Annotated in this window: 16 protein-coding genes; 9 read left to right on the forward strand and 7 right to left on the reverse strand. The window is 65.0% G+C overall.

Annotated elements, in window-relative coordinates; translation table 11 throughout:
• Window positions 1-249: 249 nt before the first annotated feature.
• Complete coding sequence (locus VMF11_07865) at window positions 250-2,520, reverse strand: hypothetical protein (GenBank protein HTU70225.1); 2,271 nt, start codon at window positions 2,518-2,520, stop codon at window positions 250-252.
• Between the two features lies 1 nt (window position 2,521).
• Window positions 2,522-2,914: a hypothetical protein gene (locus VMF11_07870; GenBank protein ID HTU70226.1), complete on the reverse strand. Its 393-nt coding sequence runs from the start codon at window positions 2,912-2,914 to the stop codon at window positions 2,522-2,524.
• Between the two features lie 122 nt (window positions 2,915-3,036).
• Here VMF11_07870 and VMF11_07875 point away from each other — a divergent pair, with 122 nt between their 5' ends.
• Complete coding sequence (locus tag VMF11_07875; protein ID HTU70227.1) at window positions 3,037-4,269, forward strand: hypothetical protein; 1,233 nt, start codon at window positions 3,037-3,039, stop codon at window positions 4,267-4,269.
• An 8-nt stretch (window positions 4,270-4,277) separates the two neighbouring features.
• On the opposite strand, the gene VMF11_07880 is transcribed toward VMF11_07875, so the two are convergent.
• Together VMF11_07880 and VMF11_07885 are read right to left on the reverse strand one after the other, a co-directional pair.
• Window positions 4,278-5,645: a hypothetical protein gene (locus VMF11_07880; protein HTU70228.1), complete on the reverse strand. Its 1,368-nt coding sequence runs from the start codon at window positions 5,643-5,645 to the stop codon at window positions 4,278-4,280.
• A 371-nt stretch (window positions 5,646-6,016) separates the two neighbouring features.
• Window positions 6,017-6,445, reverse strand: a complete 429-nt coding sequence (locus tag VMF11_07885; protein HTU70229.1) for a hypothetical protein — start codon at window positions 6,443-6,445, stop codon at window positions 6,017-6,019.
• Window positions 6,446-6,517: 72 nt separating this feature from the next.
• Here VMF11_07885 and VMF11_07890 point away from each other — a divergent pair, with 72 nt between their 5' ends.
• From VMF11_07890 to VMF11_07900, 3 genes are read left to right on the forward strand one after another with little or no spacing between them, the layout of a single operon-like run.
• A complete protein-coding gene (locus VMF11_07890; GenBank protein ID HTU70230.1) occupies window positions 6,518-7,060 on the forward strand; it encodes a sigma-70 family RNA polymerase sigma factor in 543 nt (180 codons plus the stop codon).
• A complete protein-coding gene (locus VMF11_07895; GenBank protein ID HTU70231.1) occupies window positions 7,057-7,668 on the forward strand; it encodes a zf-HC2 domain-containing protein in 612 nt (203 codons plus the stop codon). Before VMF11_07890 ends, VMF11_07895 begins: the two co-directional genes overlap by 4 nt.
• A gap of 14 nt (window positions 7,669-7,682) precedes the next feature.
• Window positions 7,683-9,032, forward strand: coding sequence for a serine hydrolase domain-containing protein (locus VMF11_07900; protein HTU70232.1), 1,350 nt, complete (start codon window positions 7,683-7,685; stop codon window positions 9,030-9,032).
• Window positions 9,033-9,059: 27 nt separating this feature from the next.
• Here the strand turns inward: VMF11_07900 and VMF11_07905 are convergent, their stop codons facing one another.
• Both VMF11_07905 and VMF11_07910 read right to left on the reverse strand, forming a co-directional pair.
• On the reverse strand, window positions 9,060-9,341 hold the full coding sequence (locus VMF11_07905) for a hypothetical protein (GenBank protein ID HTU70233.1): 282 nt from the start codon (window positions 9,339-9,341) through the stop codon (window positions 9,060-9,062).
• A gap of 60 nt (window positions 9,342-9,401) precedes the next feature.
• Complete coding sequence (locus VMF11_07910) at window positions 9,402-9,962, reverse strand: NUDIX hydrolase (GenBank protein HTU70234.1); 561 nt, start codon at window positions 9,960-9,962, stop codon at window positions 9,402-9,404.
• Window positions 9,963-9,974: 12 nt separating this feature from the next.
• Between VMF11_07910 and VMF11_07915 the strand changes: the two genes are divergently transcribed.
• The 5 genes from VMF11_07915 (at window position 9,975) to VMF11_07935 (ending at window position 15,143) form a co-directional block, all read left to right on the forward strand.
• Entirely contained in the window at window positions 9,975-10,169 is a 195-nt protein-coding gene (locus VMF11_07915) for a hypothetical protein (protein HTU70235.1), read from the forward strand.
• Window positions 10,157-10,969: an RNA methyltransferase gene (locus VMF11_07920; GenBank protein HTU70236.1), complete on the forward strand. Its 813-nt coding sequence runs from the start codon at window positions 10,157-10,159 to the stop codon at window positions 10,967-10,969. The genes VMF11_07915 and VMF11_07920 overlap by 13 nt, the downstream gene beginning before the upstream one ends.
• A gap of 215 nt (window positions 10,970-11,184) precedes the next feature.
• Window positions 11,185-12,231 carry a phenylalanine--tRNA ligase subunit alpha gene (pheS, locus tag VMF11_07925; protein ID HTU70237.1) on the forward strand — a complete coding sequence of 349 codons (1,047 nt, stop codon included), beginning with the start codon at window positions 11,185-11,187 and terminating at the stop codon, window positions 12,229-12,231.
• 12 nt (window positions 12,232-12,243) lie between these two features.
• The gene (gene pheT, locus VMF11_07930) at window positions 12,244-14,604 is read left to right on the forward strand and encodes a phenylalanine--tRNA ligase subunit beta (protein ID HTU70238.1); all 2,361 of its coding nucleotides are present in this window, start codon (window positions 12,244-12,246) and stop codon (window positions 14,602-14,604) included.
• Window positions 14,601-15,143 carry a CvpA family protein gene (locus tag VMF11_07935; GenBank protein HTU70239.1) on the forward strand — a complete coding sequence of 181 codons (543 nt, stop codon included), beginning with the start codon at window positions 14,601-14,603 and terminating at the stop codon, window positions 15,141-15,143. Before pheT ends, VMF11_07935 begins: the two co-directional genes overlap by 4 nt.
• A 285-nt stretch (window positions 15,144-15,428) precedes the next feature.
• On the opposite strand, the gene VMF11_07940 is transcribed toward VMF11_07935, so the two are convergent.
• Window positions 15,429-17,582, reverse strand: a complete 2,154-nt coding sequence (locus VMF11_07940) for a tetratricopeptide repeat protein (GenBank protein ID HTU70240.1) — start codon at window positions 17,580-17,582, stop codon at window positions 15,429-15,431.
• Window positions 17,583-17,623 lie beyond the last annotated feature (41 nt).

A 17,623-nucleotide genomic window follows, 5' to 3' on the forward strand; every position in this document is an offset into this window, starting at 1 on the left:
CTCTTCGTCTTCAATCCGACGAAGCTTCTCGAGTGCGGCGAGTGAAACGAGCGCCGCCACCGGTTTGCCGCGGCGCGTCAGAACCAGCTCTTCATCGCCATAGGCGACACGATTCACGATCTCGCTTGCATGATCGCGCAACTCGGTTGCCGCCACTTCACTGTACTCTAACGCCATAACGTGCGAATTGTACAATTCGCAGCGCCCGGCCGTCAAACAGACCGTGCGGTAGACGTGCGCCGCAGTCTCCTATGGAGTCCCGCTGCCTAGCACGCCGGTGACCGGGCCGCCGCTGCCGGCGGTGACGCTCACGCCGTTCACCGTGCCGCCGTAGTTGAAGACCGGCGTCGCATCGCTGCCGCCGGGGCTCCCGTTGTTCGCGCTGTCAAAACCGGTACCGGCTGCCCCGCCGGTCGCGGAGCAGCCGCTCGAGAAGCTGTTGAGGATCGTCAGCGTTCCGGTGTTCACGAAGATTGCGGGGCCGGCCGCCGCGCCGCCGCCACCGCCGCCCGGGCTCGTGGTCCCTCCGCCCGCGCCGCCGGCCAGGCTTGCCGAGAGCGCGCCACCAGCTCCACCAGCCGCTGCCGCGCCGCCGCCACCGCCGCCGCCTGGTCCGCCGGAACCGCCGTGGGATCCGCCTACAGGGCTGGCACCGCCGCCAGCCCCGCCGAAGCCGCCTGCACCACCTCCGCGCACGGCGCCAATGCCGGCGCCTCCACCGCCCCCGCCACCGAAGCCGCCGGCTCCAGCCGCGCCACCCGAGCTGGTGCCGCTTCCGCCGCCGCCCCCACCGCCGCCGCCGTAGCTGCCGCTTCCGCCGCCGCCGCCGTTTCCGCCCGAGGAAAAGGCGCCGCCGGTCCCTTCGTTTGCACCGTTGAAGCCGACCCCACCGGAGCCACCACCCGATGCGTTGCTGTTCCCGCCGGCGCCGGCGATGCCGCCGCCGCCGCCACCACCGTAACCGGACGCGTCGGATCCACCGTTGCCCGCGAGCCCGCCGCCTCCACCGCCGTCGTTCTCACTCGCCGAAAAGCTACCGCCGGTGCCCCCGACCGCGCTCGCGCTGCTGAACAGATCGTTCACCACGCTCACCGTCGCAGCGTCGACGAAGAGCCCCGCGCCCAAACCGGCCCCGCCGCCGCCGCCGATCTCCGGTCCGCTGCCGTTCCCGCCTTGCGCGAGGGCGTTCTCGATCTCGAGATTTGCGAGTTCGATCGTGCCGTTCTCGGCCCAAAAAGCGCGGTACGTATTGTTGCCGTTGATGATGACGTTTCCGTAGGTACCGCCGTCGATGATCGTGTTCGCCGTGATCGGGGGTAATGGACCGTTGAGCGTGATCTCACAGGGCGAACCCACGGTACAGCTGCTGAACGTGATCACGCTGCCGGACGCGGCATCGGCCGCGAAGATCGCACTGCGCAAATCGCCCGCCGAGCCCGAACCGGTTCCCGCGGGCGTGCCCGGATTGCTGTCGGTATCGAGTGTAACCGCGATCGCACTGGTTCCAATGGCAAAAGGAAACGTGCCGCTCGTTCCGTTGCCCGTCGTAGCGCTCACGTTCTGCAAACCGAACGCCGCGCCGCCGCCGATGACGAAGCTCGCCGTCAACGAGGTCGAACTCGTCACGTTCACGCTACTCACGGTGACGTTGGCACCCGCCGCTACGCTCGTGTTTCCGCTCACGAAGTTCGTGCCGGTCACGGTCTCGCTCACGGTATTGCCGGCTACGCCGCTGACCGCGCTCAAGTTCGTGAGCGTCGGCGTAGGGAAATGCACGGCTGCGTTCGCCGTGGTGAATCCGCTCGCCGCGGCCGAGATCGTCGGGTTCGCATCGAACGCAGCGGTGTAGTTCAGCTCGATCCCGGTGGTCGGCTGCGTGACCGAGGTCTGCGAGAGTGTCGAGTTGCCGCTCGCATCGGAGTTGCTCAGCGCGATCGTCACCGGCGTGCCGCTTGCGTTCACGTAGACGCCGGGGCCAACGATCGTGTTGCCGTCGGCATCGAGCGCGTTCACCGTGACGCCGTCCGAACCGGCGATCCCCGGCGTGACCGTCGATGACGCAAGCGATATCGCGAGCGAGGCGACCACGCCGTTAAAGGTTACGTTCACGCTGTTGGCGGTATTCGCAACGATCGTTTGCGTCAGCGTGCCGGTCGAGAGCAGTTCACCCGTGCCGTTGGTCGCGTCGTAGAGGTTCACGGTGAACATGTCGCTGCCGACCGGTGCGCTCACGGTTCCGCTGCACGTCGCGGTGCAGTTCACCGTGGTCGGCGTTGCGCTGCCGACCGCGATCGTGGCGGATTTGGTCGACGCGGAAACGTAGTCCGGCACGCGCCGCGCGTGTGCGCCGCTCGCGGTGGGCACGACGATCGTGAACGACACGCTGACGTCCTGCGGTGCCTTGGGGGACGGTTGCCCGGTCGCTTGCGCAAGCGGCCGCGTGACGACGCCGGGCGTCGATCCGCCGCCGCCGCATCCGGCGAGAAGCGCCGCGATCGCGACCAGTGCAAGCCCGCGCATCTTACGAGCCTCCCACCGTGGTGGTCGTGACGCCGATCGTGAGCGTGGCGCTCTGCCCGCCGCCGCCGGTAATCGTGAACGTGCAGCTTCCCGCGGCGACCGGCGTCACCGAAAACGACGTGCCGCTGGCGGGGGAGATCGTCGCGATGCCCGTGCAGTTCGTCGTCGACGGCGTGAAGACGCCACTGTAACTGGCTTGCGTCACCGTCACCGTTTGCGCGTTGCCGGCTCCGGTTGCGGTGAATGCCAAGCTGCTTGAAGAGAGCGTCACCACGCCCGGCGCCGGCGAGGGGGTCGCTGTTGCCGCCGCCGTCGGGATCGGTGTTGCCGCCGGTATTAGCCCGCGTGAGGACGAGCAAGCAGCGAGCGAACCCAATACGCAAAAGACAGCCATCGCACAAGCACGCGTCTTCATGGTGTTGCAAATTGCGAAAAATACGGGTTTCCACCTGCTTCCATTTCGGCGCTGCCGCGCAGTAGGTCGATACCTCGTCATTCCCGTGTCAAAGGAGCCTTATGCAACCCACAACGGCCACGATCATTCCCTCTCGTCGCGCGCTCGAGTTCGGCATCTACCGCGACGGCGATAACAATTTGGACGCATCCCAGTCACTGACCGTCGCGCAAGCGCTGCAGTCGAGCCGAACCGATTCGGCCGTCGAGTTCACCGTCGAAGACACGACCGGCTTGCGCGTCGACGACGGCGATCTCGTCGAAGGCCGCAAGCGCACGGACAGCTTCACCATTGCCGACGGACAGATCTCCGACCCGCAGATCGGAAAAGCGCGCAACATGGCGAGCGAGTCGAATCTCGCGCAGTTCGTCGCGCAGACACTGGAGCGCGCCGAGAAATCCGGCGCGAAGCAGACGTGGATCGACCTCGTCGATCATGGCGGCGGCGACGGCGGTGGACTCGAGACGCATACCGGCGCGGTGATGTCGATGCCGGACATGGCCCAAGCGATCGCCGACGGCGTCGCGCTGCACGCGAAGGAACATCCCGAAGACGCCGGCCGCACCGTCGACGGCGTGGTCGCCAATCAGTGCCTCATGGATACGATGGGCTTCGCGGACGCGCTTTCGCGCGTTGGGGTCAAATACTTGGCAGCGTCCCCGGAGACGATGCTCTCGCCCGGCGTGCCCACCGGCGTCGCGGATGCGATCGCACGCAACGCCGGCGATCCCGACGCCATGGCTCGCAGCGTCGTGAACACCGCGATGCGGGTGCGTTACCCGGGACCCGACGGCGAATGGTTCGGGACGGCTGCCGCGTTCGACGTGCTCGATCTCTCGCCCACAAAGATTGCGAACGCCGAGCGCGCGATCAAAACGTTCAACGACGCGGTCGCCGCCGACGCCGCGGACCGCCCGACGATTCGCCGCGACGTCGCGTCGGTGAGCGGCATGGTGCGCTTCTCCGGCGCGACGCCCGACATGCCCTGGCACGCCGACCGGCCGGCGATCGCGCTCTACGATACGATCGCCTCGGATGCCGCGCTGCCCTCGTCGTTACGCAGCGATGCGCGCGCCGCGGCGAATGCTACGCGCGCGCTCGTGATGGCGCATCAGGAGTCGCGCGGCTTTGGTCCGTTCGACGGATCGAGCTACGCCGACGCCGTCGGCCCGACGATCCATGCGCCGACCGCGCGCAAGCAGATCGATCCGTGGGCGTCGCACGGGATCAGCGAAACGAAGAACGCCTTCTACGATGCGGTCGATCAGGCGAAGTTCGTCGGCGCCATCGCCTAACGCGGGCTTTAGTAGGTCATCGGTCCGCAGGTAGACGAGTCCGTCCACGTCCCGCCGCAATCGTACAGCGTGATATCGGAATCATATCCGTAGGCCTGCCCTAGCTCGAGGTATTCATCGAGCGTGATGTAGCCCATGGAATAGAATTCGACGACCGTGTTCGTCTCTTTCTGCGAATACGGCGGTGTTGCGCTCGGTGCCGGTGACGGCGTCGGCGTTGCCGTCGGCGTCGCGCTCGGTGACGCCGTCGGCGATGTGGTCGGAGCAGCAGTTGGAGACGCGGTCGGTGACGGCGCGGCCGTCGCCGTTCCGCCCTCGAGCTGCTTGACCATGTCGTAGATCGCGCTCATCTGCACGCCCGACTTGAGCGCATAGCTCGAATTCGTGTAACCCCACCAATCCCAGCAGCCGTCGGGATTGCTTCCGCCGGTCGTTTGATACGGGTAGAGCACGATGATGTTGTTGGTATCGGCCCACTGATCGAGCCCGGACTCGGTCACGAAATCGGTCCCGATTGCGGCTTGATACATCTCGCAGCCGTCGAGCGCCACGACCAGCGAGCACTGCGTGCCGCTCGCGCAGCTCTTCGGTACGAAGACCCAGCCGTTCGTATCGAGATCGTTTGAACCGCCGCCGAACGGATCTTGGTTGAAGTTCAGCAGCGAACCGGTTAGCGTTCCGGTGTTTTTCGCATTGAGCGTTCCGAGGAACAGCGTCAGCCACGTGTCTTCGGAATCGTATGCGGTGCTGCCTTGATCGCACACGATCATATACGGGCTCTCGGCCGTATCGCACGAGACCGTTCCGTAGGGCGACTCCCAACCGTGCTCCGCGTCGAACGTGTTGTCGTACTTCACGCTCGCCCCGTAGTGCTCGTACTCGCTTTCCAGGTCGTTCATCGTCTTCGGATTGACGATCGTATCACCGGTGCCGGACCACAGATACACCTTCTGCCCGCTGATGTTGCTCACCGGATCCATGCCCGACGTATCCTGGTTGGAATTGATGTAGCTTTCCGATGGCGAGAGTTCGCTCCCGTACAGGCCTGCGCCGCCGCAGTCGTCGATCGCCGTCGCCTCGCTGTCTTGCGCGCAGTAATCGGGGCCGCCGGCGTAGATCGCCGCGCCTTTGAACGTTCCCGAATACGCAAAGTGCAACTGCACGGCCATGAAACCGCCGGATGAAATTCCGGCCACGTAGACGTGCGCCGGATTGATATTGTAACTTCCGAGCGAGACGACGCTCGAGGTCGCATCCGGGTGGCGCGCCGTTTGCGGCAGCACGCTGCCGACGGAGGAACCCGGCGATGAATGCCCGCTGCAGGACGCCAATGCGAGCGCGAGGACGCAAAGAACGAGAAACGGTCTGAACGCCATGAGACACACCCCCTAGCAGCATTCTGACCGGTCGGTGAGAGCGCCCGGTACACCCGAACGAAGGTATTTTTGTGCAAGGAGGTGAGCGCCGAGGGAAGCTCTGAAGAAGTCGCTGTACCGATCGCAAGGAGCATTTTCCGGTGCGAATCGAGGCGCATCCGAGGGAGCATAGCAACGCGCTCTGTGACCGAGGATGCAACGAAGACCCGCACCGGAAAGTGCCCTTGCCCGAAGGGTTATGGCCGCGATGGCGCATCTCCATCGTCGTCGGCTCGGTCACAGAACACCCCGGCTATGCTCCCTCGCCGACTCCTCGGGTCTGCGGCCATCGGGGCCATAACGATCGGTGCATGGACTTCTTCAGAGCTTCCTTAGATCCGTAGCAGAATCTGCTCGCCGTCGAGCAACGGAATGTTTTGCGGCGCGCCCGTATACGGCGCGCCGTTCACGTACGCGCGCACGTGCCCGCGGTACGGTCCGACTCGCGTCCTCGCAAGCGGCTGTCCCCACACCGCGAAGAAATCGCCGAGCGTGAACACTTTGGGAATGGGCGATTCGACGTGAATGGTGCCGGAGTCGTCGTGCGTATGCAGCCAATACAGACAGAGCACGATGCCGCCGGTTTGCACGAAGCCGATCTGCGCCGGAACGCGCACCTGCGCGCCGCGATGCTCGATCGTCAGGTGCGGATGCCAGTGCTCCACGAGCTGCTCGGTCACGTTACAGCCGACGTGATCGGGGCCCACGGGCTGCCCTACAGCGAGCGCCGCGATCAGCGCCGCAGCTAGCGTGATTCCCATATTATGATCCATCGGCGGGCGCGGCGCGTTCCCTAGGTAATGAGCGCGCTCCCCGTCGAACGCCCCCGCTCTATGCGTCCCGTCCTCGACGACGAGGCGCTCGCGGCGGCATTCGCGGCCAAAGAGCGCTGGGCATTCGATGAAGCGTACGCGCGCTTCGGCAAATTGCTGTACTCGACCGCCTACCACGTGCTCGGAAATGCCGAGGACGCGCAGGATTGCGTTCACGACGCCTTGGCCCGCGTGTGGCGTTCACCCGACTCGTACATGCGCTCGCGCGGCGCCGTTCGCAGCTTTCTGACCGTGTGCGTGCGCAACGAGGCGATTACGCGGTTGCGTTCCAAAGCGCGCCGCCGCAAGCTCGAAGAGCGCGTCGCAGCCGAACCGCAAGAACACGACGAGTTGAACGTGGCCGACGTGATCGAGCACGATCGCCTGCGCGCCGCAATGCGGGCGCTACCGCCCGAGCAGCGCCGGCCGCTCGAACTTGCGTACTACGAGCACAAGACACACGTTGAGATCGCACGCGAGCTGAGCGAACCGCTGGGCACGGTCAAAAGCCGCATCGCGCTCGGCCTGCGCAAGCTGGGCGCGGCGCTCGGAGCAAGCGAATGACCGGTCATCTCGGAGAACTCGCCGCGCTCTACGCTCTCGGTGCGCTCGAACCGCACGAGCAGCGCGGCGTCGAAAAGCACCTCGAGGTTTGCGACGCGTGCCGCCGCCTGCTCGCGCAAGCCGAAGCCGACGTCACCGCGATGGTGTCTGCGCAGGCCCGGCTCGATCCGCCCTCGCCGCTGCGCGCTCCGCGCGCGGCGCAGCCCGTGCGTGCTCCGCTGCGCCTTGCATTCGCGGCGGCAATCGTGATCGCGCTGCTTCCCGCGGGCTATTTGCTCGAGCAGAACCTTGCGATGCACCAAGCGATGATCGCCGATGCGCAAGGCGTGGCGCGCGTAGCAATGCTCCCGCATCGAACGGCCAGCTTTACCGGCGCCGACGCACGCGTGATGTACGCACCTGACGGCTCGTGGTACATGGTCGTGATTCGCGGAGCAAAACGCCCGCTTGCGCTGTTGTGGCCGCACGACGGGACCCAAACGATGCTCGGCTTCGCGATGCCGCACGGCGACGTAGCGCTCCTTTACTTGCCCAAGAGTCATCGCATGAATCAACTCTCACTGATGCTCGATGGACGCGTGGTAGGCCAGGCCCAGCTCGCTTTCTAGCCGAAAAGCGCAGCATGCTTCCCGGCATTGCCCTATCCGCGGTGCTCTTTACGGCGAGAATGGAGCATCGGATCGATGACCTCGGCACACAGCTCATCCAAGCCAAGCGCTCGCCCGGTTTTGCGCTCGGCGTCGTCGAGAACGGTCGTATCGTTTACACACGTGGATTCGGTTTTGCCGACCTCGCGCATCATCGCCGTTTCGATCCTTCGACCCAAACCTACGTCGGCTCGATCAGCAAACAGTTTACGGCGGCGGCGATCCTCTTGCTCGAACAGGACGGCAAACTCAAGCTCGACGATCCGGTTACCCGCTTCGTTCCAGAACTGTCGATCGCCAAAGGCGTCACGATCCGCGAGCTGTTGAACCAAACCTCCGGGCTTCCCGACGAATCGCAAGCCGCAATCGACCAGGACCGCACCAAGAGCATCAAACTCGATCGCCTCGTCGCGGCGATGGATAAACTCAAACTCGTGGCAACGCCGGGCTCGCAATTCCGCTATAACAACTTCAACTACGCGATTGCCGGCCTGATCGTCGAACGGGCGAGCGGCGTCCCCCTCTCGGATTATCTGCAGCAGCATATCTTTCTGCCGCTGCTGATGAACCAAACCTTCTGCGCCGGCGATACCGGCATCTCGCCGCAGCACGCCGTCGGCTATACGGGAGCGCCCGGAGATTTCGAACGCACGAAGCCGTGGGATCCGGCTTGGCTCTTCGGCGACGGCGAGATCGTCACCAACCTCTACGATCTCGCCAAGTGGGACATCGGTATGCCGCTGCTGCTGCGCGTCGACGCGGTGCGCGACATGTTCACGCCCACCGACGTCCCCGGAGCATTCCAATACGGTATGGGATGGGTGATCGACGAGCGCAACGGCCGGCCGTACATGTGGCACAACGGCGAGTTGGCCGGCTATCACGCGATGAACGCGCTGCTGCCCGAAGATCACGTCGCGGTGATCGTCCTCGCCAACACCGACGATTTTCGTTCGCATGCGGTCATCGCGCCCGAGCAGGTCGCCGCCGAAGTTTTAGACATCGTCGCGCCGCCCGCGCGCACCCACATGGACAACACGATCGTCGCCCGCGCCAAAGAGTGGCTCACGCGCATTGCCGACCGGAAGATCGATCGAACGCAGTTGACGCCGGCGTTCTCGGCCTATCTCACCGATGCGCTCGTAGCGCATGCGAATTTTGCGGCGCTAGGAAGGCCGCTGGACGTGATTCCGGTTGCGAGTTGGAGTGGAAACGATGGAAGTACGATCTACGAGTTCTTGGTCCGCTTTGAGCATGGAACCTATCATTATCGTTTCGGCCTGACGCCCGACGGAAAAATCAACGAACTTCTGCTGGTGCCGTAAAACGATGAGATGACGCGATCGGGGCTTTTATTCGTCGCCGTCCGAGAGGCGGCGTCCGGTAGCTTCGACCACTTTGCCCAGCATGGTTACGGCTTCGGCGCGGGTGGCGTTGCTGAACATGTAGCGCAGGCGCTCGTCGGCGTCTTCCACGATGAGCACTGCACGACGACCGCAGCGAACCGACGCAATCAGCGATGACAAGTACGACTCATCTTCGGGAGCGAGCGCCGATTGATCGGTGTCGCCGCCAAATGAGCCTTGCTCCAGAAGACGCCGCAAAACGGCATCGATGTCGCGAGGTACTTCCACGTCTTCCTCCATGGTCAACGGCCGCAACGTGTATCGCGCGCTGCAGCCGTAACCCGTACCTCAATTATCGGCACCCAGCGCCGCAAGTTCACCCCTTGAACCACGCATCCACGTCAAAGCAAGCAGAGTCTTGGCGTCTGCGATTTCACCTTGCCGCACCAGTGCCCACGCTTGCTCGATTGTAAAGTTTCGAGCAGCGATCCGCTCGTCGTCATCGAGGTTCTGCCTACCGGCCGTAAGTGCGTCGGCGTGTATGAAATGCATGATCTCGTCGCAGAATCCGGGCGTCATATACAAGCTTCCAAGCAGGCGCGCCGCCGCCGCCCGGTAGCCCGTTTCCTCGGCCAGTTCGCGCAGGGCGCCCTCGAGGACGCTCTCGCCGGGATCGGCCGTGCCGGCTGGGATTTCCCACAATTCGCGCCGCACCGGATGACGGTATTGCCGGACCAGCACCAGCTCGTCCGGCGAGGGCGTCGCGATCAGGGCGTATGAGCCGCGATGTTCGACCACGTCGACGCTCGCTCTCGCACCGTCGGCGAACTCGATCTCGTCGGTGCGAACGCGAAAAACCCGACCCTCGAAGCGCTCGTGCGACGAGATGACTTGGGGCGTGTCGTCCATAAACTCTCCTTAGTGTGGCATAAGCGCTCATCGATTGTCGCCGAAATCGCGTGGCTCGCGTACTTCTTCGCGATTTTTGTCGTCCTCGTCTACGCGTTCAATATCTTCGTCGTTCCGCATCACTTCAACGATAAAATCGCCGACGTGCTAGCGGCCGTCATTGCGGCGCTCGTAATGATCGCTACCAGGGCGCGATGGCGACGCTGACCGGCGCGCATGCCGAACGCGTCCAACGCGTTCGCGAGTTGCAAAGCGTAAAGGGCCGCAAAGAGCACCGACGTTTCGCGTTCGAGGGACCGACCCTGCTCCAAGAGGCGCTCCGCAGCCACGTCCCGATCGAAGAACTCTACGTCACCGAACCGGTGCTGGAGGGCAACGCCCTCGTCCGGGAACTCGACGAACGCGGCGTCCCGGTCTACGTGGTCGACGATCGGACGCTACGAAAGATTTCCGACCTCGAGACGCCGACCGGCCTGGTGGCCGTGGCTCGGCAGCAGACGAGCAACGTGGACGCGCTTTTGAAGGGACCGCTGGTCCTGGCCCTGGCCGATTTGAACGATCCCGGGAACGTGGGCGCGCTGGTGCGCTCGGCGCAGGCCTTCGGCGCCAGCGGCGTCGTGCACGGAAACCTCGGGGTGGACCCCTATCACCCCAAAGTCGTGCGCGGGGCGATGGGCTCGATCTTCCGGCTGCCCCATGCGATCGCGTCCGCCGGCGACTTCATGGCCGCGGCGCGAGCCGCCGGCTTCAGCGTGCTGGGCCTGGCCGCCGGGGCGCCGGACCTCGAGCGGGTCGAGGTGCGGACGCCGGCCGTCCTCATCGTGGGGCACGAACGCCGGGGGCTTGGTCTCTGGCAGCTTCCCGGGGTCCGGTTGGCCGGAATCCCCATGAACGAGGGGGCAGAATCGCTCAATGCCGCGGTAGCCGGGTCGGTTGCTTTGTACGTGGTCGCTCGGCGTTGTCAAGAGAGTCTCGCAGGGCCGAAAAGTCAAGACTACCCGCACTAAAAGTCGCATGGTACAATCTCGACATTCCAATGGTTTTAGGCCGCTCCGCGCCTGGAAGGAGACGTCAGCAAGCAATGGCAACCAGCGATCTCTTCTGGAGACTTTTCGCCCAAACGGGCTCGATCAGCGCCTATCTGGCCTACCGTCGGATCGATCCGGTGCCAAGCCCAAGCTGACCAAGAAGTAAGCGTCCAGTTCCCGAAAGCGCCCGGTATATGCAGCCGGGCGCTTCGAATTTGGAAACCCAACTGAACGATTTCCGCCTCCGCTTCAGCGCGGCGGTCACCCAAGCAGCCGACGAACGCGAACTCGACGCCGCGCGCGTCGCGTTTCTCGGCCGCAGCGGCGAAGTAACGCTGCTGCGCCGCGGCATCGGACGGCTCGAGCCGGCGCAGCGCCGCGATGCCGGGATGCTGATCAATCGCGCGGTCGAGCAGATGGAAGACGAGCTTGCGAACGCGCAAGCACGCCTGCAAAACCGCGAGTTCGAGAGCGACCTCGCGCAACGCATCGACGTCACGTTTCCCGCGATTCCGGCCACGCTCGGAACGATTCATCCGATTCGACGCGTGCTGCGCGACGCGGCTTCGTATTTCGAGCGGCGCGGATTTGCGGTGGTACTCGGCCCGGAAATCGAACCGGACTATTACAACTTCGACGCGCTGAACATTCCAGCCGGCCATCCCGCCCGCGAAGGCTTCGACTCGTTTTTCATCACCGAAACACTGCTGCTGCGGCCGCACACCTCGCCGATGCAGATCCGTACGATGCAAACCTATCGCCCGCCGATCGCCATCGTGGCGCCGGGGCGCTGCTACCGGCGCGACGCGGTCGATGCGCGCCACCTCTTTCAGTTCAATCAAATCGAAGGGCTGCTGGTGGCCGAAGGCATCCATTTCGGGCACCTCAAAGGCATGCTCACCGGCATGTGCCGCGAGCTCTTCGGCGAGGATCAATCGGTCCGTTTCCGGCCGTCGTTCTTTCCATTCACCGAACCGAGCGCGGAATTCGACACCACCTGTCCCAAGTGCAAGGGGCGGTCGGAATCGTGCAACATGTGCGGCGGTTCGGGCTGGATCGAACTCGGCGGTTCGGGCATGGTTCATCCCAACGTCCTGCACGAAGTTGGGTACGACACCGGCGTGTACACCGGCTGGGCGTTCGGCTTCGGCATCGAACGGATCGCGCTCGCGCGCTACGAAATCGATGACATCCGCCGCTTCGTCGAAAGCGATCCCGATTTCTTGGCCCAACTCGCTTAAGAAGGTTGTTGAGTGCGCGTTCCAATCTCGTGGTTGCGTGAATACGTTGACCTCCCGGGCGACGCGCAAGCGATCGCCGATCGCTTGGCGATGCTCGGTTTTCCGGTCGCGGAAATCATCCGCCGGCCGGCGATCAGCGGTGTCGTCGTCGGCAAGATCGCCGCGCTCGAGAAGCATCCCAACGCCGACCGTCTGCAGGTCGGTTCGATCGACGTCGGCGCCCGCAATCCGCTCACCATTGCCACGGCCGCGACGAACGTTGCCGCCGGACAGACGATCGCGGTCGCGACGATCGGAGCAAAGCTGCCGTTGCTCACAATCGAGCCGCGCAAGATGCGCGGTATCGATTCCCAAGGGATGATGATCTCCGCCGACGAGCTCGCGCTGCCGGCGGAATGGTTCGAAGACGGCATCATGCAGCTCGACGCCGGCACGCCGCTCGGTACCGACGTCGTCGAGCTCTTCGGACTGCGCGACGACGTGCTCGACGTCGAGATCACCAGCAATCGCGTCGACGCGATGGCCGTAATCGGCCTCGCGCGCGAGCTGGCGGCCTCGTACGGCGTGCCGCTTCGGCTGCCTTCGTTCCAAAATCCGGGCGTGGACGACGATCCGACGCCGCCGAGCGTGCAGATCGAATCGCCCGACTGCACGCGGTTCATCGCGCAACGCTTCGAGAGCATCGCGGTCGCGCCGGCGCCGGCTTGGGTACGCGTGCGCCTCGCCCTATGCGGGCAGCGCCCGATCAACAATTTGGTCGACGTGTCGAACTACGTGATGTTCGAAACCGGTCAGCCGCTGCATTTTTACGACGAGCGGGAGGTCGCGCAGCGGCGCTTCGTCGTGCGCGACGCGCGCGCGGACGAGAAACTGGTGACGCTCGACGGCGTCGAGCGCACGTTGAACGAGCAGATGCTGGTGATCGCCGATACCCGCCGCGCGCTCGGCCTTGCCGGATTGATGGGCGGCGAGACGAGCGAAGTGCGCGATTCGACGCGCGGGATCATTCTCGAATCCGCCAACTTCAACGGCGCACGCGTGCGCCGGATGTCGAGCGCGCTCGGACTGCGCACCGAGGCCTCGTCGCGGCATGAAAAGGCGCCGGCGCCGATTCTTGCCGATATCGGAGCCGCGCGCGCGGCCCAACTGCTGGTCGGGTTGGGCGCGCACGCATTTGCCCCGCAGATCTTCGGTGAGCGGCTGCCGCAGCCGGCGACGATCGAGTTGAGGCGCGGTGAGGTCGCGCGCCTACTCGGACTCGACTTGTCCACCGAGCGCATCGCGCGGCATCTGCAACTGCTCGGGTGCGCGACCAAGGCGAACGATGAGACGATTGCGGTCACGGTGCCGGCGTGGCGGCGTGATCTGATCATTCCGGCCGACTTGGTCGAAGAAGTGGCGCGGATGGAGGGTTATGACGCGATCGAAGCGGTCGAGCCGCAGATACCGGCCCATGCGATTACGAGCGCGGAGTACGCGCTCGAGAACAAGCTCGCATCCGCGCTGGCTGCGCTCGGCTACCATGAGATCGTGACCTACGCGCTGCAAGGCAGCGCGCTGTTGACGCGCGTCGAGCGCTCCGGTCTGGCGCCGAGCCATCGAATCGTGCACGTGCTCAATCCTCTGACCGAAGAGCAGCGCGTTTTGCGTTGGGCGCTGGGTCCGGGGATGTTCGAGTATTTCGCTAGAATCGATCGGCCGTACCGCGTCTTCGAGTTGGGTCACGTCTTCACGTTGGACGAGGGCGTCCTGCCGACCGAAGCTCCGGCGGTTGCGTTCGGCTTCGCCGCCGAGCCGCTCGACGAACCCCCCTGGCACGACACGCACTTTCTGCACTTGAAGGGCGACGTCGAAGCGCTGATCCGCGCGATCAGCGGCGTCGAGGTCGAGACCACGCGCGACGCTCGCAGCGGATTTCATCCCGGTAAGAGCGCGGTCGCGATGTGGAGAGGTCAGGAGGTCGCCGCATTCGGCAAGATCGATCCGCGTTTGAGCCGAGCCTTCGACGCGCGGCTCCCGCTCTACATGTGCTCGATCTATCTCGATAAGATTCCGGAGTATCAGCGGCCGGTCTACCGTCCGCCGTCGCGCTATCCGTCGACCTATCGCGATTTGGCGATCGCCGTCGGTCTCGACGTCGACGCGGAACGCATCGGCGCGGTCGTACGTTCCGCTATTGGCGAGCTGTGCACCGGCGTGCGCGTCTTCGACGAGTATCGCGGCCCACAAGCCGGTGAAGGGCGCAAGAGCATCGCGGTGCGCGCGACCATGCGGCGCTACGACGGCACGATAACCGACGAAGAAGCCGACGCCGCGATCGCGCGGGCCGTCGAAGCGGTACGCAACGAATTGGGAGGTACGATCCGCCGGTGATCCTCGGCATCCCCTGGCCCGACATCCTGATCGCCGTGGTTCTGCTGATCTCGGCGTTCAAGGGCTTCTCGCGCGGTTTCGTATCCGAGCTCGGCGGCGCGGTGGCGGTGGTGGCGGCACTGATCACGCCGTGGTATTACAACGGCTCGTTCGATCCGTGGATCGAAAGCGTCACGCATCTCGGCGCCGGATCGGCGCACGTGATCGGCATGTTTCTGTGCGGTTTCATCACCTATGCGATGGTGCTCGCGATCGCCTGGGTGCTCAATCGCTTCGCCAAACTTCCGCTGCTCAACATCGGCAATTCGCTTGGCGGCGCGGCGATCGGCTTCGCGAAGGGTGCGGTGCTGATCTGGCTCGTGCTCTTCATCGCGCTCTTCTTTCCGCTCTCGCGGGACATCCGGGGCGATCTGCATCAGTCGCGACTCGCGCCGTATTTCGTACAGCCCGATCCGAGGATCGACGGCGTGATCGAGTCGATGATTCCGTGGTTCGCACGTCCTGCGCTCTGGCCGTACTTCCACCGCCACCACCTGTAGACGGGCTCATCGGCCGAGCCGTTCTAGGGAAGCTCTGAAGAAGTCCATGCACCGATCGTTATGGCCCCGATGGTCGCAGACCCGAGGAGTCGGCGAGGGAGCATAGCCGGGGTGTTCTGTGACCGAGCCGACGACGATGGAGATGCGCCATCGCGGCCATAACCCTTCGGGCAAAGGCATTTTCCGGTGCGGGTCTTCGTTGCCACAGAGCGCGTTGCTATGCTCCCTCGGATGCGCCTCGATTCGCACCGGAAAATGCTCCTTGCGATCGGTACAGCGACTTCTTCAGAGCTTCCCTAGCTTCGCCGCCACCTCGAGCGGATCGGCGATTTGAGGATACGACCGCAGTGCGCGCAGGTAATAGTCGCGCGCCTCGTCGATTCGCTGACAATCCCGCATCGTATCGCCCAAGGCGTAGAGCGTTTGAACGACGCGCAGCCCATCGCGCGTCTCCTCGCGCAGCGCCAGCGCCTGATTCAAGAGATCGATCGAGCGATCGTATGCGCCGTGACTGCGCGCCAGTTCACCGAGGTTGTGCAGCGACATCGAGTACGCCCACGGGTCCGACGTCGCCCCCTCGAGCGCGAGACTCTCCTCGATCAGCGTTTCCGCCAACTCGAGCGCGCCGGTCGTCAGGAGAAGGGCGCCAAGGTTGTTCAGCGCGACGACGACGTCGCGCGGCGTTCCCGCCAAGCGGCGGATGCGCAGACTCTCCTCAAAGAGCTCTTGCGCGCGCGCGTAGTTGCCTTCCGCCCGCGCCAGAACGCCCAGGCTGTTCAAGGCGGTGAATTCCAATTGCGCATCGCGGCTCTCGCGCGCGCATGCAAGGCTCTCTTCGAGCATCGGCGCGACGCCTTCGACCTTGCCGGCGCGCTGCGCAAGCATCGCCGCCGCGAGCAAAGCCCGCCCCCGCGTCGTCGGCGCGCACGCACCGGCGTCGGGCAGCGCGAGGAGGCTGGAGAGCCACTCGAGCCCTTCGTGCAATTGTCCCTGGCGCGTCCAGTATCGCCACAGCGCGCCGCCCAAGCGCAGGCCAAGTTCGGCTTCACCGGCTTCGCGCGTCCACGCGAGCGCGTTGCGAATGTTATCGCGCTCGACGTGGAGACGCGCGACCCAATCTCCTTGCTCCTTCCCGACCAGCGCTCGTTCCGCCGTCTCCGCGAGATCGACCAAATAGCGCGCAAACGCGAGACGAGCCGCATACGCCTGCGAACCCGAGCCGAGCCGCTCCAGCGCGTATTCGCGAACGGTCTCGAGCATGCGCACGCAGGGCTCGCCGCCGTTGCGCGGCATGCGCTGCAAGAGGCTCTTTTCGATCAGCGCGCGCATGCCGTTCGAGAGTTCGATCGCCGGCATGTCGGTCACTACCGCGCGCGCGGCGCTCTTGCTGAAGCCGCCCGCAAAGAGCGCCAAGCGATCGAACAGGCGCTGCTGCGCCGGCTCGAGGAGTTCGTAGCTCCACGCGATCGCGGCGCGCATCGTTTGATGGCGCGCGGGCAGATCGCGTGCACCGCCGACGAGAAGATCCAGGCGGCGGTCGATGTCGGCAAGCAGCGACGACGGTGAATCGAAGCGCAGGCGCGCGACGGCCAGCTCGATTGCGAGCGGCAACCCTTCGAGTTGCGCGCAGATCCGCTCGATCGCTTCGCATTCCGCGGCGGATGGACTAAAACCCGGATCGTCGGCCTCGGCGCGCTGCATGAAAAGCTCGACCGCCTCGGCCGACGCCAGCGGCGCGATGGGCAGCTGATGCTCGCCGCGCACGTGCAAGAGTTCGCGGCTGGTGACGAGTATTTTCACTCCGGGCGCGCCGCCCAGCAGCGTGGTCAAGGCGGACGCCGCGGACGCGATCTGCTCGAAGTTGTCGAGCACGAGGAGCATCGTGCGCGGTTCGAGCCATTGCTGCAAAACCTCGCGCGGCGAGGAGCCCTCGTCGTGGACGCGCAGTGCCGATGCGATCGCAGGAAGCAACAAGTCCGGATCGGCGATCGCCGCGAGCGCGACGTGCGAGACGCCGTCGGCGAAATGCTTCGCGAACATCTGACCGGCGGCGTGCGCCAGGCGCGTCTTGCCGACGCCGCCGGGACCGGTCAGGGTGAGCAGCCGCAGTTCGGGTCGCTGCAGCGCTTCACCGATGAGCGCGAGTTCGACGTCGCGCCCGACGATGGGCGTGAGCGGAAGCGGGGTGAACGGCACCATCTTCGAGACCGGCCGTTCGGCTTTCGCACCGCGAGCGCGTTGTTGGTTTGCCGCTGCTTCGAGTTCGGCACGCTGCGCCGTATTCAACCGAAGCGCATCACCGAGCAGACGGACCGTCTCGCGATAGGGCGCGCGGCGAACGCCGCGCTCCAGCGCGCTAATCGCCTGAACGCTCAGACGAGCGCGTTCTGCGAGTTCCTCCTGCGAGAGATTCGCTGCGCGGCGAAATCCTCGCAGCAAGGAACCGAAATCCGCGGCCGGTTCCATAGGGAGGGAACGCT

The sequence above is a fragment of the Candidatus Baltobacteraceae bacterium genome, assembly GCA_035502855.1.
In the GTDB taxonomy this organism is placed as follows: domain Bacteria; phylum Vulcanimicrobiota; class Vulcanimicrobiia; order Vulcanimicrobiales; family Vulcanimicrobiaceae; genus Aquilonibacter.